Consider the following 25,718-nt stretch of genomic DNA (forward strand, 5'->3'; position numbering starts at 1 on the left):
CGACACGGACAAAGTCGATCCAGTTCAGTTCTCGAGTTCAGCGGCGTCGTCGATGCGCATCGAGCCGAGCTTCTCGACCGTCTCGTCGAGCTTCTCGTCGAGCTCGTCGACGAACTCGTGGGTGCGCTCCGTCGTAATGGCCCCCTGACTGGACGGCTCGATGAGGTTCTCCTCTTCGAGCACGCGGAGCGAGTAGCGGACCTTGTGGTGCGGGTATCCCGTCTCGTTCGACATCTTCACGATGCCAATCGGTTCGTTCTCGATAACCATCCGCAGGACTTGGAGGTGCCGTTCAAGCATGTCTACCTCCTTCTCTAGTCGATCTATCATGGCACATGTTAACTTGTCATGCCCCCGTTTAAAAGTTGCTGTCGACGGCCGCCACCGCGTCGCTCGATCCGAGGCTTTGACGTGGCAGTAGTTAACGTGTTCGATCGGTCCAGCCTGACGGGAGACGGTATCGGCCGCCCGGGGCGGCGTGGTGAGACGGGACCGGCCCTCTGTTCGGCCGGTGAGTTTTCGGATTCCTCGCCGGAAATTCGTCTCTGAACGCAGTTTGAAGCGTCAGCCGAGCCGCTAGAGACACTCGCTTCACAACGAATGTGCTACATGAACGGGGATATACTCTGGTTGACGCTCCGAGATTGATGCACGTACGTGGGCAATGTGCGACGCTGGACCGTAATCTGTTTTACCCCCCGGCGGAAACTGGCAGGCCGTATGACACTCACCATCGTCGGCTCCCAGCTGGGTGACGAGGGCAAGGGCGCGCTCGTCGACCGGTGGGGAGGGGACGCGGACGTCGTAGTCCGTTATCAGGGCGGCGACAACGCCGGCCACACCGTCGTCGAAGGCGGCGTCGAGTACAAGCTTTCGCTGGTTCCGAGCGGCGCGGTCCGAGGCACGGTCGGCATTCTCGGAAACGGCTGCGTGGTCAACCCGCGAACGCTGTTCACCGAGATCGATGACCTGCGCGAGCGCGGCCTCGATCCGGACGTGCGGGTCGCGCGCCGGGCACACGTCATCCTCCCGTACCACCGCGCGCTCGACGGGATCGAAGAGGAGGTCAAGGCGGACGACGACGCCGGCGACGAGGTCGGGACGACCGGGCGGGGAATCGGACCCACCTACGAGGACAAGGCGGGCCGCCGAGGGATCCGAGTCGCGGATCTCCTCGACCCCGACGTGCTCCGCGAGAAGCTGGAGTACGCCGTGCCGCAGAAGCGCGCGCTCGTCGAGGACGTGTACGGCCTCGACCTAGCTGGCGATGACCGCGCCGAGGCGTTCGACGTCGACGCGCTCCACGAGGAGTTCACGGGTATCGGTGAGCGGCTCGTCGACGAGGGGATGACGGTCAACTGCTCGGACTACCTCTACCGGCGTCACGAGGCGGGCGACGAGATCCTCTTCGAGGGCGCGCAGGGGACCCACATCGACATCGACCACGGGAACTACCCGTTCGTCACGTCCTCGAACCCGACCGCTGGCGGTGCCGCCGTCGGCTCCGGGCTCGGCGTCACGACCGTCGGCGACGGCGAGGTCGTCGGCATCGTGAAGGCGTATCTCTCGCGGGTCGGCTCGGGCCCGCTCCCGACCGAACTCGACGGCGACGCCGAGGCGGAAGCGCTCGCCGACGAGATCCGCGAGAAGGGCGGCGAGTTCGGGACCGTCACCGGTCGCCCCCGTCGGATCGGGTGGCTCGATCTCCCCATGCTCCGACACGCTGCGCGCGTCTCTGGATTCACCGGAGTCGCGGTCAACCACGTCGACGTGCTCGCTGGCCTCGACGAGCTGAAGGTGTGTACGACCTACGAGCTCGACGGCGAGGAGAGAGACACCGTTCCCACGACGACCGACCGGTGGGAGCGCTGCGAGCCGGTGTTCGAGACGGTGGAGACGTGGGACGAGTTCGACTCGACCGCGGTCGCCGAAGCGGGCTACGACTCGCTCCCCGATGCGGCCCGCGAGTACCTTGATCTCATCGCCGACGAGATCGACACGCCCGTTTACGCGGTCGGCGTCGGCCCGGACCGGGAGGAGACGGTCGAGCTGACGAACCCGTTCGACGAGTAGGCCGCCGGACGGACGCCATATCGACCGAACGGGGACTATTTTCACGATCGGACTCGAACCGGAGGTATGGTCCAGCCCTCCAACGGGGCCTCCGATAGCGGAGCGTCTCCCGCCGAACCGCTCCTCGATCGCACCGTGACACACGCCTCTCGGCTACGGGCCCTCGCTCTGGTCCCGCTCGTGACCGCCCTTCTCAATATCGGCGATCTACTGGCGGTGGGGGAGGCGGACGGGATCTCGATTCACGCGTCGTTTCCCGTCTACCGGTACGACCTGTGGAGCTTCGTCGATCCGCCGAGGAGCGACGGTCTCTCGGTGTCAGTCCCGTTCGGAACGCTGGAATCGCTGGCGCTGATCGTCCCGCTTCTCGGAGCCTACGTCGTCGTCTCCGGCGCCCTGAGCGCGGGGTATTTCGGCGGCATCGCCGACGGGATCACGACCGGGCAGTTCGATTTCGTCCCCAGCGTTCGTCGGTTCGCCGTCCGGATGATCGCGCTCGAGGCGCTCGTCATCGTCGCGCTCGCGGTCGTCTTCCTCCCGCTTCTCGTCGTCCCGCCGTTGTTCGTGCTTGCGATCCTCGCGCTCCTCGTCGCCGGGTACCTGTTTTTCCCGACGGTGTACCTCATCGCGCTGGAGGACCGCGGCATCGGGTCCGCGGCTCGACGAGCGTACGGGCTGGTCACACGCCACCAGCCGCTGGGATTCTTTCTCGCCGTCGCCGTCGCGACCGCCCTCTGTTCCGTTCCGCTGAGCCTGCTCGCCCGCGCCGGTCCGTTCTTCGGCGTGCTCGCGGCGATCGCGGCCGCGCCGCTCGGGCTCGCGTTCAACGTCGCGACCGCGCTGAAGGTCGTCGAGATGGCGGGGATCGACGCGGTTCGCTGACCGCTCGTCGCACGACGATCCGTTTAGTTCCTACTGCGGATCGATCTCGTCCAACGCGACTATATCCTCGTCGGTCAGCGACAGCTCCGCGGCCGCGAGGTTCGATTCGAGGTGCTCGACGCTCGACGTGCCAGGGATAGGCAGCGTCACGTCTGAGTGCTCGAGCAACCACGCGAGCGCGACCTGCCGGGGAGTCGCGTCGCGACGGTCGGCGACGTCGCCGAGCACCTCGGCGGGGCCTTCGTCGTCGACCGCGTACATCGGCCCCCACGGGACGAACCCAACGCCGTCGCGCTCGCAGGCGCGGAGCACGTCCTCGTCGTCGCGGTGGCCGACGTCGTACCGGTTCTGGACGGTCGCGATGTCCACGATCTCCGTGGCGGTTTCCAGCTGTTCGACGGTGACGTTCGAGAGCCCGACGTGAGCGATCTGACCGGCGTCTTTCATTTCCGCGAACGCGTGAACCGACTCCTCGAAGTCGGTGTCGGGATCGGGGCGGTGGAGCTGATAGAGGTCGATCGTGTCGGTCCCGAGCCGGTCGAGGCTACACAGGACTTGATTCTTCAGGAAATCTGGGTCGCCGTGGGGGAGCCAGTCGCCCTCGCGGTTACGGAGCAGTCCGGCCTTCGAGGCGACGACCACATCGTCGGGGTCGCCGAGCGCCTCGCCGATCAGCCGCTCGCTGACGCCGGGACCGTACGAATCGGCTGTGTCGACGAAGTCGACGCCGAGTTCGACCGCGTGCCGGAGAACTCGCGTGGCCTCCGCTTCGTCGTCTGGTCGACCGATGATGTCCTCGCCGGTGACCCGCATCGCGCCGAAACCGAGGCGGTTGACGCTCAGGTCGCCGCCGATGTCGAACGTGCCGCTTCGGCTGGTGGTGTCTGAAGCCATGGCCGAACGATCACGCGCGACGCGGAAAGCCGTGGGGGATGGCGGAAGCTGACGCCTTCGAACGGCACTGACCAGGGCTCGAATCCCGATCGGAGCGTCCTACCCCGACGCGTTCTCTCGATTCTCGCCGTGAGTGACCCGGAGAAAATCCATGTTCGCGGGCGATTCGACTCGCGAGGTGTATCGAACCCGCCGCAGTCTGGTGATCGTCGAAATAGAGGACGAATAACCCGGGACACCGTCAGGTCGGAGACCGCCTGCACGAAGGGATCCGGTGTCTCGATTGCGAGCGTCTCCTCGCACAGTTTGCCCCACTGCGCGACGGTACTCGTTCGAGGAAAATCGTCAGAAGGAGACGGTAGACTCGTCATCTGTTACGGTTCCGAACGTCGTGCCGCCTCGGTCATCATAATATTTGCGTCCAATGAACGTCTCGTCGAGGTTGCCGACGATTGCGGCGTAGAGAGAGTCCGAATTCAGGTAACTCTCTTCTTCGACTGGGTCTAAAATCTCTCGAATTGTCACCGAGTCGCCGGATGGAGATGTGATTTCAATGGCACCGATCTGTTCGACCACAGCGGTATGCGTCGCTGGGAATTCGAGCGACTGCTCGACGATCTGCTCTGTATCTGAGTATTCCATATCTGTTGTTTGTGAACCGACGTTCGGTCTCTGCGTTATCCAGTACGCGGCGAACAGGAATCAACCCCAAACAGTTTTATTCAAGATCGGTTTCTGATTAAGTGAGTTACAGCTGGTGAACCCGTTATATTCGTGTACGTCTGCTGTGGTGTGAATGTCATGTGGTGTCGTGGTGGTCATGTGGTGTCGTGGCTAACTCAGTCAGTTCGCACCTTTCAGACGCCGGATGAATTCGATCACAACGAGAGACGGTGCCGACGTGCGTGCTCGTCTGAACGGAGCCGTTCGGGACCGGCAGCGCTGAGTTCACGTCTTAGCCACCGGGGATTATACCTCGGTCGGCCGAACCACGAACATGGCACTTGCGGCTCCTGACCTCTCGGGCTCGACGGCGTTCATCACCGGAACGACCCGCGGCATCGGCAAACAGCTCGCGCTCGCGCTCGCCGACCACGGCTGCGACATCGTCTCGACGGGCAAGACGACCGACGACGACGATACCGAGCTCGAAGGGTCGATCGAGCAGACGGCCCGCGAGGTGCGCGACCGCGGGCCCGAGGCCCTCGCGCTCGAACTCGACCTCCGCGATGAGACCCGCGTCGAGGCGGTCGTCGAGGAGGCAATCGATCGCTTCGGCGAGGTCGACATCGTCATCAATAACGCGAGCGCCATCCAACTGGCGAATATCGCTGGCATACCGGCTGACCGATTCGATCTCTTAACCGAGGTGAACGTCCGCGGGACCCACCTCGTTGCGCGTGCGTTCGCCGACCACCTCGCGGGGCTCGAAGAGGCGTGGCTGCTGTCGAACTCGCCGCCGGTCGTAACTGACCGCTCGCCGGGGAAGGCGCCGTACGCGTGGTCGAAGCTCGGGATGTCGTTCATCACGCTCTCGCTCGCTGAGGAGTTAGCCAGCGACGATGTCGGCTGTAACACGTTCTGGCCGGTGACGGCGATCGACACCCGTGCGACCCGCTACTTCGGACTCGGAACCGAGAACGACTGGCGCACCCCGGCGGTCGTTTCCGACGCGGTGCTCGAAATCCTCGCGCGCGACCCGTCAGCGTGTACGGGAAACAGCTTCTACGACGAAGCCCTCCTCCGTGAGGCGGGAGTCACCGACTTCTCGACGTACAACCTCACCGACGGCGATCCGGTGCCGATGTCGGCACAGATGTTCGATCCGGCGTTCGAGCGCGACGCGTGACCGTGTCCTCAACGAGTTGGCGTCGTCTATGCCGTCTCGCGATCGGGTGTCGAACGGTCCTCGTCAATGGCGACATCGTGTCCAGCGGCGTACCCGTTCAACTTGGCAGCGATCGGTGACTCGCGTAACTCGACATCGCCGTATCCGACCGCCTCAAACGCGTCCGTGACTGAGGAGACAGAACAGAGGTTGTAGTTCTGGTGGGAGTCCTCAGCGGGGTAGAACCGTGAGAGCCGTTCGACGCGGGTTGCAGTTCCCTCGGCCGTGAGCCCTCGCGTAGTGAGAAGCTCATCGAGGTCAGCTCGTTGGGCCGCCGTCGCAGCGGAGACGACGTTCTGCTACTGCGTGTTGCCGGTTTGGCTCTGCGGGTTGTGCCCCTCGAACGCCGTCTCGAGAGGGTCTCGATACGCTATCGCGTCGGGATCGAACTCGACTTGGAAGACTTCCGTGTGGTCGCTTAGAGAGCGATACGTCGGATTGAGCGTCGTTCCGCCGGCGTAGTCGGCAGCGGTCGTGCCCGATCGCTCGTCTTGCGCGCGTCGCTACTCATAAACCGTCCCCGTGTGATGAACCGGTATGGACGCCGAGCGCGAGGTACTCGACGTGTTGGCGCGGAACGCCCGCGAGGACATCGACGACATCGCGGCCCAGACGGGCCTCGATGCCGACGCGGTAGCGGAGGCCATCGCAGCGCTCGAAGCGAACCACGTCGTCCACGGCTACCAGGCGGTCGTCGACTGGGACCGCGTCGACGAGGGGAAGATCCGCGCGGTCGTCGAGATCAACGTCGAACTCGACCGCGAGACCGGCTACGAGCAGGTGGCCGACCGGATCGCGAAGTTCCCCGCCGTCGACGCCCTCCACCTCGTCTCGGGCGACTACGACTTCGCCGTCGAGGTGCTCGGCGAGACGATGCAGGACGTCTCTCGGTTCATCTCCGAACAGGTCGCACCCATGCCTGAGGTCACCCAGACGGTGACGCACTACATCATGGAGACCTACAAGGACGGCGGGGTTCGATTCGAGGACGGCGACGACGACGATCGGCTCTCGATATCGCCATGAGGCTCTCCGAACGTGCCCGTGATCTCCCCGAATCGGGGATTCGGAAGTTCTTCGAGTTGGCGGAGGCGCGCGACGACGTGATCTCGCTGGGGGTCGGCGAGCCGGACTTCTCCGCGCCGTGGGCCGCCCGGACCGCCGCCATCGACTCGCTGGAACGCGGCAAGACGTCCTACACCGCGAATCGAGGGATGGCCGCCCTTCGTGAGCGGATCGCGGACCATCACGAGCGATACGACCAGTCGTACGACCCGATCGAGGAAGCGATCGTGACGACCGGTGCGAGCGAGGCGGTCGACCTCGCGTTCCGCGCGCTCGTCGATCCCGGCGACACCGTCGCGGTCCACGAGCCGACGTACATCTCGTACGGTCCCGGAATCGAACTGGCTGGCGGCGAGCAGCTCACGGTGCCCACGCTCGCCGCGGACGGTTTCGCGTTGACGCGCGAGCAGCTGGAAGCGGCCGGTGCGGCCGACGCCGACCTGCTCGTTGTCTGTTATCCGAACAATCCGACGGGGGCGACGATGAGCGACGAGGAGATGGCCGAGGTGGCCGCGTTCTGTCGCGACAACGACCTCCGGGTGGTCGCCGACGAGATCTACGCGGCGCTCACGTACGGGGCCGACCACGCCTCGATCGCCACTCAGCCCGGGATGCGCGAGCGGACCGTCGTCGTGAACGGCTTCTCGAAGGCGTACGCGATGACGGGGTTACGGCTCGGCTACGCGCTCGGTCCGGCCGAGGTGATAGACGCGATGAACCGTATCCATCAGTACACGATGCTCTCCGCTCCCACGACGCCGCAGTACGCTGCAATCGAGGCGTTGGACCGGTGCGACGACGAGGTGGCGGAGATGGTCGACGAGTACAACCGACGGCGACGGCTCGTCGTCTCGCGGTTCAACGAGATGGGACTCGACACCTTCGAGCCCGGCGGCGCGTTCTACGCGTTCCCCGACTGCGGCGGCGACGACGAGGCGTTCGCCGAGGAGCTGCTGGAGGCGCAGGGGGTCGCCGTCGTTCCCGGATCCGTCTTCGGCGCCGGCGGTGAGGGCCACCTCCGGGTGTCGTACGCGACGTCGATGCGCGAGCTGAAGGAGGCGACCGATCGGATCGCGACGTTCGTCGAAGGGCGGAACTGACGGGACTCGCTCGGATTTGATCGGCGAGAAAATTCTGATCCGTATCGGCCGTGGTGGCTGCTGGCGGGCTTACCGCGTGATCGATTGCGGGAGTGAGTGGTACAGAACTCAATGGCGCTACAGTATTTAACCAATTGCGAGCGACGGCGACGATCACTCATAAGGGACGGTGCGGTGGCGAGCCGACGGTGCGAGGGAGTCGGTGGTCCGGAGCGAAGCGGAGGACCACCGACGAGGCTGGGGAGGCGTGAGGTGCGGTTGCGGGCGGTCGGGTGGGAGTTAAAGGGGCAGTCGCGAGTCGTCGCGGCTGGGGCTTTGGAGGCGTTCGCCGTCGGTCCGCTGACAACCGATTATAAGCGAGCGGCTGGGGCTTTGGAGGTAGTCAACGCGGACTCCTCAATTACGTATAAACAGCCGACAGCAACACCAGTCGTTCACTTATAAACACTCACTCAGTCAACCCGAGATAATCACTCCCGCTATCGATCACGCCGCCTAATTAAGAATTATAAACGCAATCTGAATTTCATATTGTTTGCGAACGATTATGATATATTCGGCGAAACGGTCGGTTATGGAGTTCCGGCTATCCGACGAGCAACGACAGCTACGCGAGGAGGTACGAAAGTTCGCCGACGAGGAGATCCGTCCCGTCGCGACCGAGTACGACGTGGAGGAGGAGTATCCCTACGAGGTGATGGAGAAGGCGGCCGAGATGGGGCTACTTGCACCGCACGTGCCCGTCGAATACGGCGGTGTGGGGTACTCCGCGCTGGAGAACGCCATCCTCACGGAGGAGCTGTTCGCGGCCGACCCCGGCATCGGGCTCTCCGTGTCGAGCGCCGGCTTCGGCGCGGAGGCGATCATGGGATTCGGCACCGACGAACAGAAAGAACGGGTCCTCCCCGAGGTCACGGCGGGCGACGCGATCATGGGCTCGGCCATCTCGGAGCCGCAAGCGGGATCAGACGTGACTTCGATCGCGACACGCGCGGAGAAGGACGGCGACGAGTGGGTGATCAACGGCTCGAAGATGTGGATCACGAACGGGACCGTCGCCGACTACTTCGTCGTCGTCTGCGAGACAGACCCCGATATCGAGGACCGATACACCGGCTTCTCGCAGATCCTCGTCGAGGCGGACCGCGACGGGCTCACGCGCGACAAGATCACCGGGAAGCTCGGGATCCGCGCGAGCGACACCGCGGAGCTCCGCTTCGACGACGTCAGGGTGCCGGAGGAGAACCTGATCGGCCAGCGCGGTATGGGGTTCCTCCAGCTCATGGACTTCTTCGACGAGACCCGCACCGCGGTCGCCGCACAGGGAGTCGGGATCGCCCGCGGCGCGGCCGAGCGAGCGCTCGAATACGCCGAGGAGCGCGAGCAGTTCGGGCGCTCCATCTCGGACTTCCAAGCGATCAAACACAAGCTCGCGGAGATGCACACCGACACCGAGGCGGCGCGCTGGCTCACCTACCGGTCGGCGTGGGCCGTCGACAACGAGTCGGAGAGCCTGACGGCGCTCGCGTCGATGGCGAAGGAGTTCGCGTCGCGGGTCGCCGTCGACGTCGCGAACGAGGCCGTCCAGGTCCACGGCGGCGCGGGCTTCGTGAACGACCACGACGTCGAGCGGCTCTACCGCGACGCGAAGATCACCCAGATCTACGAGGGGACGACGGAGATTCAGAAGAACATCGTCGCCCGCGAACTGCTCGACGAGGGGTTCTGAACCGACGGACTTCGGCGGGTCTGGCGGGCGCAGTCGCGGGCGACAGCGCCCCGGACACTCACTCGTCGTCGTACGTCATCGCGACCGAGTTGATGCAGAACCGCTTGCCGGTGGGCTCGGGACCGTCGTCGAACACGTGTCCGAGGTGGGAGTCGCAGTTCGCACAGCGGACCTCGGTCCGTCGCATCCCGTGGCTGGTGTCGACCGTCGTCGTCACCGACTCCTCCTCGGCGGCGTAGAAGGCCGGCCAGCCGCAGCCGGACTCGAACTTCGTCTCTGCCTCGAAGATAACCGTCCCACAGGCCGCACAGCGATACTCCCCGTCGTCGGGGTGGTGGTCGACGTACTCGCCCGAGAACTTCGCTTCCGTGCCGCTCTCGCGGAGCACGCGGTACTCCTCCTCGGAGAGGCGCTCGCGCCACTCCTCGTCGCTCAGTTCCCGGGGGTCGTCCTGCTTTCGGTCGTCGGTTTCGCTCATACGCGAGATACGGGTCCCACGCTCAAGGCGGTTGCGGCGGTCGCGTGGCCGTTCCGAACGCGTCGGCGCAAGCCGTATTCGGCTACGCACCGATCGACGGGTATGGCACGCGAGATCACCCACGCGGAGCGCGGACCGGCGAAACTGGACGAGTCGGACATGGGCGACGACGATATGATATACGTCTGCCAGTGCGGGCTCTCCGACTCGAAGCCGCTCTGTGACGGCGCACACAACGCGACCGCGGACGAGGAGGACGGGATCGTGTATAAATACGCGAACGACAGCGCGGGCGGGGAGCGCCGCGAGGTCGGCGAACTGGACGACCCCGACGAATAGCGGGACGCCGACGTCCCGCGCCAACGCCCGCGCCGGTGACCGCCCTCAGATCACGCCCATCGCGTCGAGCCGTTCCGGGAGGTACGTGTCGGTGACGAAGTCGAGTCCTCGACTCGCGAGCGACTGCTGTTCCGACTTCTTTCCGATGTCGAGCTGCAGTTCGATCTGCTCCTCCCAGTAGTCCGTCTGGAATCGGGGATCTTCCAGCTCCGATTCGAGAGCGTTCACGTCGGAGTCCGAAAGCGGATCCGAAGGCAGGTCGTACTCAACGATGTCCTCCGGCTGAATCCCGACGAACTGCGCCTCGGGCGTCGCGAGGTACTTCGAGAGGTGTGCGGACTTGATCGAGCCGTACGCCACGGAGCCGTAGATCCGATAGGACCACGGGTCGCCGTCGGCGAAGACGGCGATGGGCACGTCGAGCTCGTCGTGGACGCGCTTCGTGATCCGGCGGGTCGCCCGCGCGGGCTGGCCCTTGAGATGGATGACGAGACAGTTGTAGTCCTCGTCGAACCCGTTCTCGACGAGTCGGTCGCGCATCCCGCCCGTCTCGACGGCGAGCGCGAAGTCGATGTCGTCGTCGATAAAGTCGATCATGTCCGGGTTGTTCGGGATCTGGTAGCCCCCCGTGCCGACGTCCTCCTGACAGTGGATCTCGCGTTCGCCGCGGCGGGTTTGCTCGCGGAGCAGCAGCGGCCCCATCAGCGTCGCGCCCGACTCCTCCGGGCGCATGTGGAAGTCCTCGCGGGTGACGCCCGTGACGATTTCGAGGTCTTCCACGAGGTCGTTGGACTCGTCCTGTGAGCCGAACTGCGCCTCGTTGTTGTCCCACGACTCCGAGAGGTAGTACAGCTCCCGCAGCGTGGAGGAGCGACCGTCGTCGAGCTGGTTCGCCAGGAACTCGATCGTGTAGGCAGCCTTGAGCAGCTTGCGAGCGCCCCGTACGGAGTTCGCGCTCCGGGTCGACGTACGGTCCCCGTACGTCCAGACGCCGCTTTCGGTGTCGTACTCGATGTTGCTCTTCGTCCGGGTCGGGAGCGTCATCTCCGGGATATTCCCGCCCGCGAACTGGTCGTAGAAGTCCGCGGCCAGATCGATGAGCTCGTCTCGTGCGTCGCTGTCTGTCGTCATTTACGCGTTCACCGTGAGTTTCTCCGTCTCGACGCCGCCGACACTGATCTCGAAGTCGGCGTCGTCGGCTGTCGTGTACGTCAGTTCCCGCTCGTCGCCCGAACCCACCTCGGGTTTCCACTGGACGAACCACTCGCCGTCCATGTCCACGACGGTACCGTCTGACAGGTCCGTCGGCTCCGTCGAGACGATGTCCGTGATCTCCAGGCGCTCGCTCACGTCCGAGTGGTTCTCCACGATCAACGTCACCGTCTCGCCGTTCACTTCGCGCTCGACGCTGACGTTGTTCATGATCCGCGCCAACGCGCCGTCGATGTTCGGGCGCGGTCGACCGGTCACCTCCGAGACCTTGTCGGCCATCTCGGGGAGGATCGTGCCGAGCACGTTCTGTTTCTCCCGGCGCTGCTGCATCGACCGCCGCTTGTTGAGATACGACTTCAGCTCGCGGGCGGCCTCCCGCACCGCGAGTTCGATCTCGTCTTCGATCGCCGGGACGTTCGCGAGCGCGTCCTTGGACTCGCTCGTGAACGGCACGTTCGTGGAGGCGACGTGAATCGAGATGACGGCCGGCCCGTTCGGCATCCCAGAGCCGCCGGGCTGGTCGAGCCCGTAGTTGCGCCAGCCGATCGATTTGATCACGTCGGTCGTCGCGCACGCGCCGCGCTGGTAGACGAGCGGGACGCGGTTCGCGAAGCGAAGCAGCTCGACCGAGCCCTCCGCGGGGATCTCCCCGCCGTAGGCGATACCGGCCTCGACGATGAACGGGTCACCGCCGTGGACCTCCGCGTCGCGCGTCGCGGCGGCGTAGAAGTCGGCGTCGTACTCCTTCCGGAGCCCGGCCTCGACCAGTTCGGCCGTGATCGGCGCGAGGCAGTCCGTCGGCGGCGCGAGGATGTCCGTCACCCGCATCGCTTCGAGGAGGTCGGCCGAGGCGTCGCGGTCGGCGGCGACGTCACGGACTTTCGGCGGGTCGTCCGGAACCGTGCGGGCTCGCGACCAGAGCGCCTCGACGATGTTCTCTCGAGCGGTCTCCCCGAACGTCGCGTCGTGCTGTTCGGCGACGAACGAGGCGGCGTCGGCGACGAGACGTTCGAGGTCGTCACGGGTGACCCTGAACGCGTCCCCGTCGAGGTTCGCGAACCGTCGAACGAGCGCGTCGGTCATCGCCTGCACCGCCGCGTCGTCCTTTCGCGTCGACGTCGCGTCGTCGACTAAGGCGTACACGTCCGCGGCGATGGCAGCCTCGACGGGGTCCGTCGAACCCCCGTCGCCGTCAGCGTCGGCGGCGCTGTCGGCGTCGCCACCCGCCCCGCTGATCGCGGTCCATGCGGCGGCGACCGCGTTCTCGCGGACCGTCTCGCCGAAGGTCCGCCCGGTACCGTCCTCGACGTTCTCCGCGATATTCTCGACGATCTCCGCGAGTTCGGCGCGCGAGAGGCGGTCGTTGCCCGCGACCGTCTCGGCGACGCCCTCAGCGAAGGCGGCGGTCGCGTCTTTTCCCTTGTTGGCGACGGCGTTTGCGACCGCGGCTTCGACGTCGCGATCGTCGTGTGCCCGCGGCGGCGACCACGACAGCTCGCGCCCGTAGTACACGTCGCGGAAGTTGTCGATGACGCTGTCGGCGGTCTTCTTGCCGACTCGCGTGAACTCCTCCTGGAGGAACCCGGAGACCGAGTACGACTCCGTCGCCTCCAGCATCTTGATCAGCGAACCGAGCTCGACGCCGTGCGGGTGCGGGCGGATCTCCTCCGTTTCCGCCGGCAGTTCGTCGGTCGCGCGCTCGAACTTCAGCGGCTCGTCGAGCCCCGGTTCGCGCAGTTCGATTCGCGCGTGCGGGTTGACGACGGCGGTGTGTTTCACGTAGTCGTGGAGCTGGTTGCGCGCGCGCATGTTCGCCTCCATCTCCAACTCGATCCGCGTGCCGTGGGGGCGGTCCCACGTCGTCTCCTCGTCCGCCTTGATCTCCGGCTCGTTCGTGTCGGTGTCGATGATGAGCTCGAAGTACTGCGCCCGCGACTGTCCCTTCGGACGAGACGTGATTTTTGCGGGTTGGCCGGAAGTGAGCTGAGAGTACAGTACAGCCGCTGAAATCCCGATCCCCTGCTGGCCGCGGCTCTGTTCACGCTTGTGAAACCGCGAACCGTACAGAAGCTTCCCGAACACTTTCGGGAGCTGTTCTTTCGTGATGCCCGGCCCGTTGTCCTCGATCACGAGCCGGTAGTAGTCGCCCACTTCCTCGATCTCGATGTAGATATCGGGGAGGACGCCGGCCTCCTCGGTCGCGTCGAGGGCGTTGTCCACCGCCTCCTTGACGGCGGTGACGAGCCCGCGGGCGCCCGAGTCGAACCCGAGCATGTGTTTGTTCTTCTCGAAGAACTCGGCGATGGAGATCTCGCGCTGGCCCTCGGCCAGCTCCTCCGCGATCCCCTCCTCGTCGCCGATCGTCGACTGGAAGGACGTCATTCGGTATCCCTCCCTTTCACCGAAGCACCTAAAAACGCACCGCCAGCGAGGCGGAAGTGAAGACGGACGCGTGACGACAGATAAGCCCCGTGTGTGGGCCGAGGTCCCACCCGACCGCGACGACGCGACGATCGACTCGCATCGCCCGCCGCGGGCCACCGAACGGTTTTGCCCTCGGCGACGCTACCGTCGCGTATGGTCGCAGCAGAATCCGATTCCGATCTCGAACGCGGCGACGCCGCACCGGAGTTCGAACTCCCCGGCACGGACGGCGAGACGCACACCTTAGAGTCGTTCGACGGGCAGGCGCTGTTGATCGTGTTCACCTGCAATCACTGCCCGTACGCGAAAGCGAAGTTCGGGCTCCTCAACGAGCTCGCGGACGAGTACGACGCGCTCGACGTCGTCGGGATCAATCCGAACGACGACACGGAGTACTCGGAGGACTCGTTCGAGGCGATGCGCGAGCGGGTCGCCGACGGAACCGTCGCCTACGACGCGTACCTCCGCGACGAGACCGGCGAGATCGCCGCGGCGTACGGGGCCGTGTGCACGCCCGACCCATTCCTCTTCGGTCGCGAGGACGGAGCGTGGCGCCTCCGGTACCACGGGCGCCTCGACGACGCGCTCAACCCCGACGAGGAACCGACCGAGTTCTACGTCCGAGAGGCGGTCGAGTCGGTTCTCGCTGGCGAGGAGGTCGACGTTCCCGACCGGCCCTCTCGGGGCTGTTCGATCAAGTGGCCGGACGAGTAGCGCCCGCGAGCGCGCGTTACGGTGGTCGAATCGTGGTCGAGTCGTGGTCGAGTCCTGAGCCGCCGACGACGATCGATCCGAGAGACGGGTTGAAAGGGGTGCAGGCCGAACGGTCAGTATGCCAATGAAAGCGGACGGCGAGGCCGATCTCCACGAGATCGATCGCTTCGGCGGCGGCGTCGGCTGGATCGCGTATCCCGACGAGACGATGGAGCGCGCGAGCCACGCGGTCAGCGTGTCGAACGAGGAGACCGAGAGCGACGACGTGTGGGTGATAGACCCCGTCGACGCTCCCGGAGTGGACGACCTCCTCGCGGATCTCGGGACGGTCGCCGGCGTCGTCGTCGGGTTGGACCGCCACACGCGCGACAGCGCGGCCATCGCGCGGCGACACGACGTTCCCGTCTACGTCCCGGAATGGATGAACGGCGTCGCCGACGAGCTCGACGTCCCAGTCGAGCGCTTCGGTTCACGGCTAGCGGATACCGGCTTCGAGGCGTTTCGGATCCGCGACTCCTCGCTTCCGCCGTGGCAGGAGGTCGGGCTCTTCGACGGCGAGACGCTGATCGTCCCCGAGTCGCTCGGGTCGTCCTCGTACTTCCGCGGCGACCGCGAGCGGCTCGGCGTGCACCCGATGCTCCGGTTAACCCCGCCGCACGAGGCGCTCTCGGGACTGAACCCCGACCGCGTTCTCGTCGGCCACGGCGTCGGTGTCCTCGACAACGCCGCGATCGCCGTCGAGGACGCGCTCTCCGGCTCCCGGCGGAAGGCTCCCGGACTGTACGCGAAGACCCTGCGCTCGGCGCTCGGGATCTGATTCGGTCGCTCCCGTGATCCACATCACCCGCGATCTGTTGACCGTCCTGCTCGACCACGCCGCCGACAGCGACCCCGAGGAGACGAATCTGCGACTCTCCGCCACACGAGCCGGGGAGTTCGACGAACCCACGGGACTCGATCCGGCGATTCCCGTGCTGACGCACTTCACGCTCACCGGCGTCGGCGGATCGGTGAACGCCGTGTTCGGCGTCGAACTCGGGACGCCAGCGGGACACGGGAGTGCGCGCTTCGTCTCGCACCCGGACGGCTTCCTGGGAGTGTCGAAGACGGACGACCTCGCCGCGGTCGTGCTCGTCGCCGTCCCTCCGTACGACGGAGATACCGTCGCCGCGTTCGACCGTACCGGCGACGGCGTCGAGCTGGCGGTCGTCGACGCGGCCCCGCCGGAAGAGTCGGTGCCGGAGTAGTCACAGACCCCATACCGCTCCCACGCGTCACTCTGCGGCGGATCCGTTCGTCGGCTGACGAGCAGGAGTTTAAAGCTTCCCGAGGAGTATCACGACCCAATGGCAGCACGCCCACCCGGCGGCGGCGGATCCTCAGAGCCCGAAGCGATCGAGTTCGGTATCGCCGTGCTCGACGAGCGGGTCGAGGAGGCGGACGTGTCGTTTCCCGCGACGAGCGAGGAGCTACTTGACGCGCTCGGCGATCAGGAGATCCCGTACGACGCCAAGGGTCGAACGGTGACGCTGTCCGCGGCGCTCGACCAGGTGCCGCAGACGTCGTTCGAGAACGAGACCGAACTGCTCGACGCGCTGTATCCGGTGTTCGACAGAAAGCGACAGGAGAACGGCGGATTCTTAGCGAGCCTGCGCGACGCGCTTCCCTTCTGAGCGCGAGCCGTTCCCGGTTTTTGCGGCGGGCCGACGCAGTCCGGCACGACTGCTGGACCGACTACTGAGCCTACTGGACCGACTGCCCAACCTCGGCTTCCTGTTCGTCCGTACCGGTATCGAACCGCTCGATGATATCGTTGACGAGCACGACGTCGCCGACGGCCCGGACCCAGCGGTACGGGACGATGACACCGGTGTTCCGATCGACACGCCCGGCGAACAGCTCGCGGTTGAGTTCGGCGAGCGCGAGCCCGGTAACGGCCTCCGCGTCCAGATCGAGCCTGACATCCTCGATCTCACCGACGAAGACGCCGTTGTTCGAGTACACCTCACGACCGACGAGCGACGTGATCTCCTGCGGGACTGCGTTCATATGGAATACGGTCACGAGCGCGCCTATTAAGCGTTCGTTGTCGAACGACGCCCGTCAGACGAATCAACGGCGAGCCCGCGGGAGACGCCGAGCCCGCGGGAGACGCCGAGCTCTCGGTCGCTCACTCCCGCGGCGCGACCAGCTCCACCGGGTGCATCGGCGCGGCGCCGAGCAGCGCGTCCAACTGCTCGGTACAGGAGGTCCCCGCAGCGACGACGGTTCGATCGGTGTCGCCGAACTGCTCGCGGAGCGGCTCGCCGACGTCCATGCTCAGCTCGTAGTAGTCCGTCTTGTAGCCGAACGAGCCGGCCATGCCGCAGCACTCGGTGTCGGAGACGCGAACGTCGTAGCCGAGCCGCTCCATCACCGCGGTCGCGTGCTCGCCGACGCCGATCGTCCGGGCCTGACAGTGCGGGTGGTAGGCGACCCGCTGTCCGGACGCGACGGGACCGGTCCCCGCCGACGGCGCCCGCAGTCCGGCGGGGTCGCCGCCGTTCTCCAACAGCCCGAACAGGTACTCCATCACGTCGTAGCTGGCCTCGGCGAGCCGCTCGTGCGAGGCCTCCGGAAGGAACTTCTCGTACTCGCTTCGGAACATGGCCAGGTCGCTCGGTTCGATCACGACCACGTCGCGCCCGGCGTCGACGTGTGTCGCGAGCCCGGCGTACACGTCTTCGGCCGCGGATTCGGCCGTCGAGATCATCCCCTGTGAGAGCGGCGGCCGACCGCTACCCGGGAGGTCGGGGACACGAACGCGGACGTCGAGCGCCTCCAAGGCTCTGACCGCCGCTTTCCCGCGGTCGACATCGACGTAGTTCGTCGCCGTGTCCGGGTACACCACGGCCTCGCGTTCCGCGTCCTCGGGCGAGACCATCGCCCCGCCGCGCGCCTCGAACCAGTCGACCAGCGGCTCCGAGGCGAACCCGGGGAGATCGCGTCGACGGTCGATACCCGCGACGCGCTCCGCGACCGCACGGAGCGGCCCGACATCGGCGAGCCGGTTCGCAAGCGGGGCCGTCCGGCTGCCCCACTTCGCGAGCGTCTCGTAGTTGCCGACGAGCCGGGTCGACAGGTCGAGTCCCGCGGGCTCGTCGTCGGGGACCAGCTCCTCGAACAGCCAGTCGGTCTGCCCGGGGTCCGCCTCTCCCCGGTTGATCCGGTCGCGGACGACCGTGTTTATCCACGGGATGTCGATGCCGACCGGGCAGGCCGGGACGCAGCGCGAACAGCCGGTACAGAGGTCGTTGAACTCCGCGGCGACGTCGAGCCCTTCGATTCCCGTCTCCCAGCCCGTGGCGATACCGCCGGAGTACGTCTCGCCGCCGAAGGCGTGGCCGCCGACGCTCTGGAAGTTCCCGCAGGAGTTCGAGCAAGCGGAACAGCGGATGCAGTACAGCGTCTCCCGGAGCTGTTCGTCCTCGCGCATCGCGAGCCGCCCGTTGTCGATCAACACGAGGTGGAACTCGCGGTCGTCGCCCGAGCCGTCGGCGAGCGGGCCGTCGTCTTCGAAGTCCGGAACGGGGGAGTCGACCGGAGGCGTCAGCGTCGAGATGTAGGAGGTCACGTCCTGTCCCGTCCCCGACCGGCCGATCAGCTCGACGAAGGGCGAGAAATCCTCGACGGTGGGAACGATCTTCTCGACCCCGGCGACCGCGACGTGCGTGTCGGTCGCGGTCACCGTCTTTCGGGCGTTTCCCTCGCTGGTGACCAGCAGCATGGTGCCGGAGTCGGCCGCGATGAAGTTCGCGCCGGTCATTCCGACATCCGCGCCCTCGATTAGTTCGCCCAACCGTTCGCGGGCGAACATCGTGAGCTCCTCGGCGGTTTGTGGGGGGTCATCGGGATCGAACCGCTCCGCGAACAGCTCCGCGATCCCCTCCCGCGACTTGTGGATGGCGGGAGCGACGATGTGCGACGGCGCCTCGTCGGCGAGCTGAAGCACCCACTCGCCGAGGTCCGTCTCGACCACCTCGACGCCGGCGCCTTCGAGCGCTCCGTTCACCTCAATTTCCTCGGAGGTCATCGACTTCGATTTGATAAGCCGATCCGCGTCCCGCTTTTCGGCCGTCAGTTCGGTGATGTACTCGTTCGCGTCCTCGGCGTCGTCAGCGAGGTAGACGGTTCCGCCGTTGGCCTCGACGGTTGTTCTCACCTGCTCGATCAGCTCGGGAAGCTGCGCGATCGCGTCCTCCTTGATCGCTCGGGCTTCGTCTTTCAACTCCTCGTAGTCAGTGAGCCGCGCCGTCGATTCGTAGCGCCCCTGATTGAACCCGCGGGTATTCGCCGCGACGGCGTCGCCCTCGGTCGCCATCAGCTCGCGGATCCGGTCGGCCTTCGCAGTTCGATCTGCCGTCCCCGCCCGATTAGCCGTCTCCGTCTGGTCGCCCGTCTCGGCGTCGCTACTCATCGGAGGTCACCTCCGACTCGGACGCGTCGCCGTCCCCCCGAGCCTCCGCGTCGGTCCCCTCCCGAAGCAACACCACGTGGACCTCCTTCGGTCCGTGCGCGCCGTGGACGAGCCCACCCATGTCGGCGGTCGCGCTCGGGCCGGTCGCGAGCACCACGTCGACCGACTCGTCGCGAGCGCGGGGACCGAGCCACGCGAACGCGTCGGGCATGTCCGGCACGATATCGCGTTCGCGGAGGACGACGACGTGCCGATCGACGAAGAGGCTCACGGGCTCGGTGCCGGCCGTGTCGGCCTCGATCGCGACGCTCCCGTACTCGGCGATACCCAGCGAGGCGCTCGTGACGCCGGTGTGGGCCGCGCGCAGCTCGGCGGTCGTCGGATCCGTTACCACGCGGTCGGGGAGCGACGGCGTCTGGCCGTCCGACTCACCGGACTCCTCGTCCCTCCGGCCGAGCGGGATCCCGACCGCCGGGTCGCCTGCAGCCTCCGAAACCAACTCGGCGCACGCACTCTCGGGACCCTCGCTGATGGTCACGCCGAGGTCGTCGAGGCGACGCTTGAACGTCGATCTGTCGGCGAGTGACATACCGAACGGTCAGTCGGAGAGTATTTGTGTGTTGTGTCGATTCCCAGCGACGGTCTCTCGCCGCCATCCACTGAATCGCTAGACTGCGTCCGTATCGGCGATGCCGCGCGATAATCAGCACTCGAGGACCGAAGCGCCCAACACTGCTGTCACACCTGTCCGGATTAGCCGACCGAGCGCACGGATGGGACTGCGAGTTTTGTGAAACTGTCCTGACGTGTGCGGTCTACAGCATTAAGCGAGCCGTAAAACCGTGAAATCAAACGCGGTCTGGCGATTCACTAGGGTCGGGTACGCGGATTGGTGTGAAAGTGAGGTCCAGTGTGAATTACCATATATAAATGTATTACTGCAGAAAATATCTCCTTACCACTAGACCATGGCTCTCCGTGCGGGCGTGGAGTTCCGGGTAATCCTTATGAATTTTTTTATGAACTAATTCGGCGTAGAATTGTGCCTGCGCATAACAAATACGAGTCTCTTCGAAGCGGTGATGTGGTAAATTCAGACGGCGACAATCTGCTGAGGAAAAGCCCAAACAACACACGACGACAGTTCGTCGCCGGGACTGCCGGTGCTCTCGGTGGGCTCGCGGCTGGCGTGGGGATCGTAGCCCCCGTTAGCGCTCAAGAAGAGGACGGAGAGGAACAAGAGGAGGAGGGGGAAACCGAGGAAGAGGAACCGGAGGCCGCCGAAAACGAGTTCGAGGACGACATCGAGATTCTCAACTATGCGCGAACGCTCGAACTCCTCGAAGCGGACTTCTACCGGCAGGCGCTAGAAAACATCAGCGAGGAGGAGCTCTGCACCTGCAACGTGCTCCAGGAGGACAGCGCCTTGGCAGACAGGGCGTACGAAGAACTGGAGACGATACAGGAACATGAGGAGACGCACGCGGAGGTGCTCGGTGAGACGATCGAGGAGTTGGGCGGTGAACCCGTCGAGGATCTGGAGTTCGACTTCGGACTGCGTGTCGAGTACGTGGAGCCGTTCCTCGCGACCGCCGCCATGCTCGAAGACATCGGCGTCTCTGCGTACGCCGGCGCTGCACCGCACATCGAGAACGAGGACCTGGTCGCACCCGCGCTCAGTATTCACAGCGTGGAGGCGCGACACGCGTCCTTCGTTCGCACGTTGACCAACCAAACCGGCTACCCGGAGGCGTTCGATGCGGCCCGCTCCCGCTCGGAAGTGCTTGAGCTCGCAGCCCCGTTCATCGTGGGCGAAGAGGAGGCTGAAGACGAAGAGAACGGCGAAGAGGAGGACGGAGCGGACGCAGATGAAGACGAAGAGAACGGCGAAGAGGAGGACGGAGCGGACGCAGATGAAGACGAAGAGAACGGCGAAGAAGAGAACGGAGCGGACGCAGAGGAAGAAGAGGGAAACGGAGAGGACGACTCGCCGGGAAACGGTGACGAAAACGGTGACGGCGAGTAAAGCGCGGAGAGTAGATACTGAGAACGACTCCGCGAAAGAGTACGCCCGTCGGGCGTACTGACGGCTTTCTTTTTTGACGTACTTCTCGCAGCCCAGTGCTCACTCACCGCTGACAGAGTATACGACGATCGGGTCTCCGCACCGTACGGCACAGACACTGCGCCTCTGCTGACGATAATCCGCACAATCACCGCTCGGTGACCGAACCCGCCGACTCCTCGGTCGAGGGCTCGACAGAGCAAGGAGATAGTACCCGACCGGCTGTCGACATCTCGGCGGGTTCTCACACTCCCGGCGGGGTCAGGGGATTTTTCATACTTCGACCGTGACACACTCACATGGCAACTAACACGCCGGATCCAGATCCACTGGAGGGGGCGAACTTCGATTACACTGGGGGCGACGTTGAGCGCCCGGATCTGGTCGACGCACTGGAGCAGCGCGTCGACGGCGACGTGCGATTCGACGAATACTCGCGGCGGCTGTACGCGACCGACGCCTCAGCGTACGAAGTCACGCCGATCGGGGTCGTGGTCCCGGAGTCGACGGCGGACGTGGCCGCGGTTCACGAGTACTGTTTCGCGGAAGGGATCCCGGTGCTTCCCCGAGGTGGCGGCACCTCACTGGCGGGACAAACGGTCAACGAGGCGGTCGTCCTCGATCTCACGGACTCGATGGACGCGGTGCTCTCGACCGATCCCGAAGCGAGGGTCGCCACCGCGCAGGCCGGTGCGTACGTCGGCGATCTCAACGCGGCCGTCCAGCCCCACGGCCTGAAGTTCGCTCCGGACCCGGCGTGGCGGGACAAGTCGGCGATCGGCGGTGCGATCGGCAACAACTCCACCGGATCGCACTCGCTGAAGTACGGGAAGACGGACCATTACATCGAGGAGTTGGAGGTCGTGCTCGCGGACGGTACCGTCACTACGTTCGGCGAGGTCGCCGTGTCGGAGCTCCGCGAGTCCGCGGACCCCGGCGCCGACGGCCTCCTCCCGCGGATCCACGCCGAGATCGTCCGGATACTCGACGAGGAGGCCGACGAGATCGACGACCGGTTCCCCGAGATGAAGCGGAACGTCTCCGGATACAACCTCGACCGCCTGCTGGCCGAGTATCGCGGCGAGTACGGCGAGGAAGGCGTCGTCAACCTCGGACGGCTGATGGCCGGCAGCGAGGGGACGCTCGCGACCGTGACGGAGGCGACCGTGTCCCTCGTCGAGATTCCGGAGACGAAGGCCGTCGCGCTGCTCACGTACGACGACCTCCTCGACGCGATGGAAGACGTGGCGCCGGCGCTCGAACACGATCCGGCCGCCGTCGAGGTGATGGACGACGTCCTGCTCGGACTGGCGGCCGAGACGCCCGAGTTCGAGGACGTCGTCGGAATGCTCCCCGACGGGACCAACTCCGTGCTCCTCATCGAGTTCTACGCCGACACCGACGAGGCGGGTCGACAGAAAGTCGCGGACCTCATTGCGGACCGGGTTGGCGCGACCGACGATCGAACCCGTCCCGAGACCCAGGCCGCCCCGAGCGAGGGGGCGTCCGATATCACGAGCCAGCCGCGACGCGCCGTCACCGCAATGGAGGCGCACGACCCCGCGGAGCGCGACCGGTTCTGGAAGATGCGCAAATCGGGGCTGCCGATCCTGCTGTCGCGCACCACCGACGAGAAGCACATCTCCTTCATCGAAGACTGCGCGATCCCGCCCGAGCACCTGCCCGAGTACACGCGGGAGTTCCAGGAGATCCTCGCGGACAACGACACGTTCGCGACGTTCTACGCGCACGCCGGGCCGGGCGTGCTCCACATCCGTCCGCTGATCAACACGAAGAACGTCGACGACGTGGAGGCGATGGTCGACATCGCGGACCGAGTCACCGACGCCGTCGTCCGACTCGGCGGGAGCGTCTCCGGCGAGCACGGCGACGGCCGGGCGCGGACCCAGTGGAACCGGAAGCTGTACGGCGACGACCTCTGGGAGACGTTCCGCGGCCTCAAGACCGCTTTCGACCCCGATTGGCTGCTGAACCCCGGCAACGTCTGCGGCGACTTCGACATGAGCGAGAACCTCCGGTTCGACGCCGACTACGAGTACGACGCGGGCTTCGATCCCGCGATGGAGTGGGCCGTCGACAACGGGATGCAGGGGATGGTCGAGCTCTGTCACGGCTGCGGCGGCTGTCGCGGTCCGCAGGAGACCACGGGCGGCGTGATGTGTCCCACGTATCGCGCCTCCGAAGAGGAGATTCAGGCGACGCGGGGGCGGGCGAACATGCTTCGAGGGGCCATCTCGGGCGAGCTCCCCGACGACCCCACCGACGACGAGTTCGTCACCGAGGTGATGGACCTCTGTGTCGGCTGTAAGGGCTGCAAGAAGGACTGTCCGAGCGGCGTCGACATGGCGAAGCTGAAGGCGGAGGTCGAACACGCGCACCACGAGGAACACGGGATCGACCTGCGTACTCGTCTCCTCGGTAACTTCGAGCGACTCGCGCCGCTCGGATCGGCGCTCGCTCCGCTCTCGAACCTCCCCGGGAAGATCCCCGGAGCGGGCCTCGTTATGGAGAAGACGCTCGGGCTCGCGAGCGAGCGTGACCTCCCCACCTTCCGCTCCGAGAGTCTCACCGACTGGTTCGAGGCGCGCGGCGGAGCGATGGTCTCGCCCGAGGCGGCCGACCGGCAAGTCCTACTCTTCCCCGACGTGTACACGACCTACACCAACCCCGGGGCCGGAAAGGCGGCGGTGCGCGTGCTGGAGGCCGCGAACTGCCACGTGCAGATTCCGGACGTCGACGGCAGCGGCCGCCCGCCGCACTCGAAGGGGATGCTCGACACGTCACGGGCCGTCGCCCGGGAGGCCGTCGAGACGCTCGCGCCCGATGTCGAGAACGGGTGGGAGGTCGTCGTCGTCGAGCCCTCCGACGCCGTCATGCTGCAGACGGACTACCACGATCTGCTCGACGGCGACGCGAGCGACGTGCCGGACGCGGACGTGGCCGCGGTCTCGGAGCACACCTACGGGATCATGGAGTTCGTCGACGCCCACCGGCTCGACGAGACGCTCTCGTTCGACGCGCCGACCGAGTCGCTCACGTACCACGGGCACTGCCACCAGAAAGCGACGAAGAAGGACCACCACGCGGTCGGCGTCCTTCGCCGGGCTGGCTACGGGGTCGACCCACTCGACTCGTCGTGTTGCGGGATGGCCGGTTCGTTCGGCTACGAGGCGGAGCACTACTCCATGAGCAAGGCGATCGGTCGGATCCTCTTCGATCAGGTCGACGCCAGCGACGGCGACGAGGTCGTCGCGCCGGGCGCCTCCTGCCGGAGTCAGTTGAAGGAGCGCGACGACGGCGCGCCGGAGCCGCCGCACCCGATCGAGAAGCTGGCTGCGGCGTTAAACTGAGAAATCAGTCGTCGCGGCCGGAGGCGAACCGATCGCGCTCGCGCTCCCACCGCCGATCGAGCACCTTCGAGAGCGCTTTCCCGGGACCGCCCTCGATCGGCCACCCCTTCGTGCGCCACTGCGGCGGTTCGGGCGAGAACGACGGGCACGAGCCCGAACACTCTCTCGCGGTCGGTAGCGTCTCCTTGGCCGCACAGTACGGCACGAGCGCCCGCCCCTCGCGGCGCAGCTCGAAGTGCCTGCAGTCCGGTCGCATCGTGTCTCGGAAGGAGCGCCACCCCTTCCCGTAGGCGCGCTCGGCGATCTCCAGCCGACGGGTCTCGGTCTCTGGGTCGCGGACAGCCCCGTTCGCGGGCGAGAGGTCGCTCGGATGCCACGCCACGTCGGCGTCGTCGCCCCCGACGCCCCCCGCGAAATCCGTCGCGAGGATGCCCGCCTCGACCGGCATCTCGCGGAGGAGCGCCGGTTCGACGCGCTCCCCCGTGGTCTCCGTCGCGAGCCACGCCTCGTCCGCGAGGGCGACCTCGACGTCGTGCGCGAGCTGGTCCGAGAGGCGATCCGCCGCGGACCGGTCGAGGTCCGGCTTGTTCTCGACCGCGACGATCCGCGCCACCCAGTCGGGATACGGTCGCTTCCGGCGGAGCTGGATGCGGTTGTTCCGCCGCCGCTTCTCGATCAGGTCCCGTCCCGCCGCGCGGTGGACCGCCTGCCGGACGTATCGCCACGGGTACCCGGGGTGAGGGAGCGCGTCGCGGTACCACGCCCAGTCGGCGGGCGCGTGGCGGACGACGTGGAGGAGGTCGGAGTCGATTGTCCGGTCGCCGAACGCTCGACGGGCGGCGAACGCCTCGGGATCGACCTCTATCACGACCGTGTCCCAGCGGCGCTTCGCGGTTCCGAGCTGACGCGAGACGATCGCCGGCCGGACGCCGTCGCTCGGGTGCCACGACAGCTCGGCGTACCGGCAAACGAGGAGCTCGTAGCCGAATTCCGCGTCCGGGGTCACGGCTGCGGTTGTAGGGGATTGA

23 protein-coding genes and 1 pseudogene are annotated in these 25,718 nt (G+C 66.0%); 13 read left to right on the forward strand and 11 right to left on the reverse strand.

The window, feature by feature from the left end; genetic code table 11:
* Positions 1–24 precede the first annotated feature (24 nt).
* Positions 25–330 carry a hypothetical protein gene (locus tag ACNSN4_RS07455; RefSeq protein WP_004595838.1) on the reverse strand — a complete coding sequence of 102 codons (306 nt, stop codon included), beginning with the start codon at positions 328–330 and terminating at the stop codon, positions 25–27.
* Positions 331–720: 390 nt separating this feature from the next.
* On the opposite strand from ACNSN4_RS07455, the gene ACNSN4_RS07460 reads away from it, so the two are divergent.
* Together ACNSN4_RS07460 and ACNSN4_RS07465 are read left to right on the forward strand one after the other, a co-directional pair.
* Positions 721–2,073 (forward strand): adenylosuccinate synthase, encoded by a 1,353-nt coding sequence (locus ACNSN4_RS07460; RefSeq protein WP_418285170.1) that lies wholly within the window; start codon positions 721–723, stop codon positions 2,071–2,073.
* A 66-nt stretch (positions 2,074–2,139) separates the two neighbouring features.
* Complete coding sequence (locus ACNSN4_RS07465; protein WP_418285171.1) at positions 2,140–2,955, forward strand: hypothetical protein; 816 nt, start codon at positions 2,140–2,142, stop codon at positions 2,953–2,955.
* A 30-nt stretch (positions 2,956–2,985) separates the two neighbouring features.
* Here ACNSN4_RS07465 and ACNSN4_RS07470 read toward each other — a convergent pair whose 3' ends face one another.
* Positions 2,986–3,849 (reverse strand): aldo/keto reductase, encoded by an 864-nt coding sequence (locus tag ACNSN4_RS07470; RefSeq protein ID WP_418285172.1) that lies wholly within the window; start codon positions 3,847–3,849, stop codon positions 2,986–2,988.
* A gap of 345 nt (positions 3,850–4,194) precedes the next feature.
* The gene (locus ACNSN4_RS07475) at positions 4,195–4,491 is read right to left on the reverse strand and encodes a DUF5789 family protein (protein WP_418285173.1); all 297 of its coding nucleotides are present in this window, start codon (positions 4,489–4,491) and stop codon (positions 4,195–4,197) included.
* 355 nt (positions 4,492–4,846) lie between these two features.
* Between ACNSN4_RS07475 and ACNSN4_RS07480 the strand changes: the two genes are divergently transcribed.
* On the forward strand, positions 4,847–5,698 hold the full coding sequence (locus tag ACNSN4_RS07480; RefSeq protein ID WP_418285174.1) for an SDR family oxidoreductase: 852 nt from the start codon (positions 4,847–4,849) through the stop codon (positions 5,696–5,698).
* Between the two features lie 338 nt (positions 5,699–6,036).
* Here ACNSN4_RS07480 and ACNSN4_RS07485 read toward each other — a convergent pair.
* Positions 6,037–6,198: pseudogene (locus ACNSN4_RS07485) on the reverse strand (peptide-methionine (S)-S-oxide reductase); the annotation flags it as partial.
* A gap of 76 nt (positions 6,199–6,274) precedes the next feature.
* Between ACNSN4_RS07485 and ACNSN4_RS07490 the strand changes: the two are divergent.
* The 3 genes from ACNSN4_RS07490 (at position 6,275) to ACNSN4_RS07500 (ending at position 9,631) form a co-directional block, all read left to right on the forward strand.
* On the forward strand, positions 6,275–6,763 hold the full coding sequence (locus ACNSN4_RS07490; RefSeq protein ID WP_418285175.1) for an Lrp/AsnC family transcriptional regulator: 489 nt from the start codon (positions 6,275–6,277) through the stop codon (positions 6,761–6,763).
* Positions 6,760–7,902, forward strand: coding sequence for a pyridoxal phosphate-dependent aminotransferase (locus ACNSN4_RS07495; RefSeq protein ID WP_418285176.1), 1,143 nt, complete (start codon positions 6,760–6,762; stop codon positions 7,900–7,902). The genes ACNSN4_RS07490 and ACNSN4_RS07495 overlap by 4 nt, the downstream gene beginning before the upstream one ends.
* 574 nt (positions 7,903–8,476) lie before the next feature.
* Positions 8,477–9,631 carry an acyl-CoA dehydrogenase family protein gene (locus tag ACNSN4_RS07500; protein ID WP_418285178.1) on the forward strand — a complete coding sequence of 385 codons (1,155 nt, stop codon included), beginning with the start codon at positions 8,477–8,479 and terminating at the stop codon, positions 9,629–9,631.
* Between the two features lie 58 nt (positions 9,632–9,689).
* Here the strand turns inward: ACNSN4_RS07500 and msrB are convergent, their stop codons facing one another.
* A complete protein-coding gene (msrB, locus tag ACNSN4_RS07505; RefSeq protein ID WP_418285179.1) occupies positions 9,690–10,109 on the reverse strand; it encodes a peptide-methionine (R)-S-oxide reductase MsrB in 420 nt (139 codons plus the stop codon).
* Positions 10,110–10,211: 102 nt separating this feature from the next.
* Here msrB and ACNSN4_RS07510 point away from each other — a divergent pair, with 102 nt between their 5' ends.
* Positions 10,212–10,448 (forward strand): CDGSH iron-sulfur domain-containing protein, encoded by a 237-nt coding sequence (locus tag ACNSN4_RS07510; protein ID WP_418285180.1) that lies wholly within the window; start codon positions 10,212–10,214, stop codon positions 10,446–10,448.
* Positions 10,449–10,493: 45 nt separating this feature from the next.
* Here ACNSN4_RS07510 and ACNSN4_RS07515 read toward each other — a convergent pair whose 3' ends face one another.
* Together ACNSN4_RS07515 and ACNSN4_RS07520 are read right to left on the reverse strand one after the other, a co-directional pair.
* The gene (locus ACNSN4_RS07515) at positions 10,494–11,579 is read right to left on the reverse strand and encodes a DNA topoisomerase IV subunit A (RefSeq protein WP_418285181.1); all 1,086 of its coding nucleotides are present in this window, start codon (positions 11,577–11,579) and stop codon (positions 10,494–10,496) included.
* Positions 11,580–14,042: a DNA topoisomerase VI subunit B gene (locus ACNSN4_RS07520; RefSeq protein WP_418285182.1), complete on the reverse strand. Its 2,463-nt coding sequence runs from the start codon at positions 14,040–14,042 to the stop codon at positions 11,580–11,582.
* A 195-nt stretch (positions 14,043–14,237) separates the two neighbouring features.
* Here ACNSN4_RS07520 and ACNSN4_RS07525 point away from each other — a divergent pair, with 195 nt between their 5' ends.
* The 4 genes from ACNSN4_RS07525 to ACNSN4_RS07540 all read left to right on the forward strand — a co-directional run bounded on the left by ACNSN4_RS07525 (position 14,238) and on the right by ACNSN4_RS07540 (position 16,471).
* Positions 14,238–14,798: a thioredoxin family protein gene (locus tag ACNSN4_RS07525; RefSeq protein ID WP_418285184.1), complete on the forward strand. Its 561-nt coding sequence runs from the start codon at positions 14,238–14,240 to the stop codon at positions 14,796–14,798.
* Positions 14,799–14,922: 124 nt separating this feature from the next.
* Complete coding sequence (locus tag ACNSN4_RS07530; RefSeq protein WP_418285390.1) at positions 14,923–15,615, forward strand: hypothetical protein; 693 nt, start codon at positions 14,923–14,925, stop codon at positions 15,613–15,615.
* A gap of 13 nt (positions 15,616–15,628) precedes the next feature.
* Positions 15,629–16,045 (forward strand): JAB/MPN domain protein-containing protein, encoded by a 417-nt coding sequence (locus ACNSN4_RS07535; RefSeq protein ID WP_418285185.1) that lies wholly within the window; start codon positions 15,629–15,631, stop codon positions 16,043–16,045.
* A gap of 99 nt (positions 16,046–16,144) precedes the next feature.
* On the forward strand, positions 16,145–16,471 hold the full coding sequence (locus ACNSN4_RS07540) for a DUF5789 family protein (protein WP_418285186.1): 327 nt from the start codon (positions 16,145–16,147) through the stop codon (positions 16,469–16,471).
* A 70-nt stretch (positions 16,472–16,541) separates the two neighbouring features.
* Here ACNSN4_RS07540 and ACNSN4_RS07545 read toward each other — a convergent pair whose 3' ends face one another.
* From ACNSN4_RS07545 to ACNSN4_RS07555, 3 genes are all read right to left on the reverse strand, one after another.
* Complete coding sequence (locus ACNSN4_RS07545) at positions 16,542–16,847, reverse strand: PRC-barrel domain-containing protein (protein WP_418285187.1); 306 nt, start codon at positions 16,845–16,847, stop codon at positions 16,542–16,544.
* Positions 16,848–16,968: 121 nt separating this feature from the next.
* Positions 16,969–19,254, reverse strand: a complete 2,286-nt coding sequence (locus tag ACNSN4_RS07550; RefSeq protein WP_418285188.1) for an LUD domain-containing protein — start codon at positions 19,252–19,254, stop codon at positions 16,969–16,971.
* Positions 19,247–19,843, reverse strand: a complete 597-nt coding sequence (locus ACNSN4_RS07555; RefSeq protein WP_418285189.1) for an LUD domain-containing protein — start codon at positions 19,841–19,843, stop codon at positions 19,247–19,249. The genes ACNSN4_RS07550 and ACNSN4_RS07555 overlap by 8 nt, the downstream gene beginning before the upstream one ends.
* A 600-nt stretch (positions 19,844–20,443) precedes the next feature.
* On the opposite strand from ACNSN4_RS07555, the gene ACNSN4_RS07560 reads away from it, so the two are divergent.
* A complete protein-coding gene (locus tag ACNSN4_RS07560; RefSeq protein ID WP_418285190.1) occupies positions 20,444–21,280 on the forward strand; it encodes a ferritin-like domain-containing protein in 837 nt (278 codons plus the stop codon).
* Positions 21,281–21,618: 338 nt separating this feature from the next.
* A complete protein-coding gene (locus tag ACNSN4_RS07565) occupies positions 21,619–24,690 on the forward strand; it encodes an FAD-binding and (Fe-S)-binding domain-containing protein (protein ID WP_418285191.1) in 3,072 nt (1,023 codons plus the stop codon).
* A 4-nt stretch (positions 24,691–24,694) separates the two neighbouring features.
* On the opposite strand, the gene ACNSN4_RS07570 is transcribed toward ACNSN4_RS07565, so the two are convergent.
* The gene (locus ACNSN4_RS07570) at positions 24,695–25,696 is read right to left on the reverse strand and encodes a DUF5787 family protein (protein ID WP_418285192.1); all 1,002 of its coding nucleotides are present in this window, start codon (positions 25,694–25,696) and stop codon (positions 24,695–24,697) included.
* Positions 25,697–25,718 lie beyond the last annotated feature (22 nt).

Origin of the sequence: Halorubrum marinum (genome assembly GCF_048381195.1) — an archaeon.
GTDB lineage: Archaea > Halobacteriota > Halobacteria > Halobacteriales > Haloferacaceae > Halorubrum.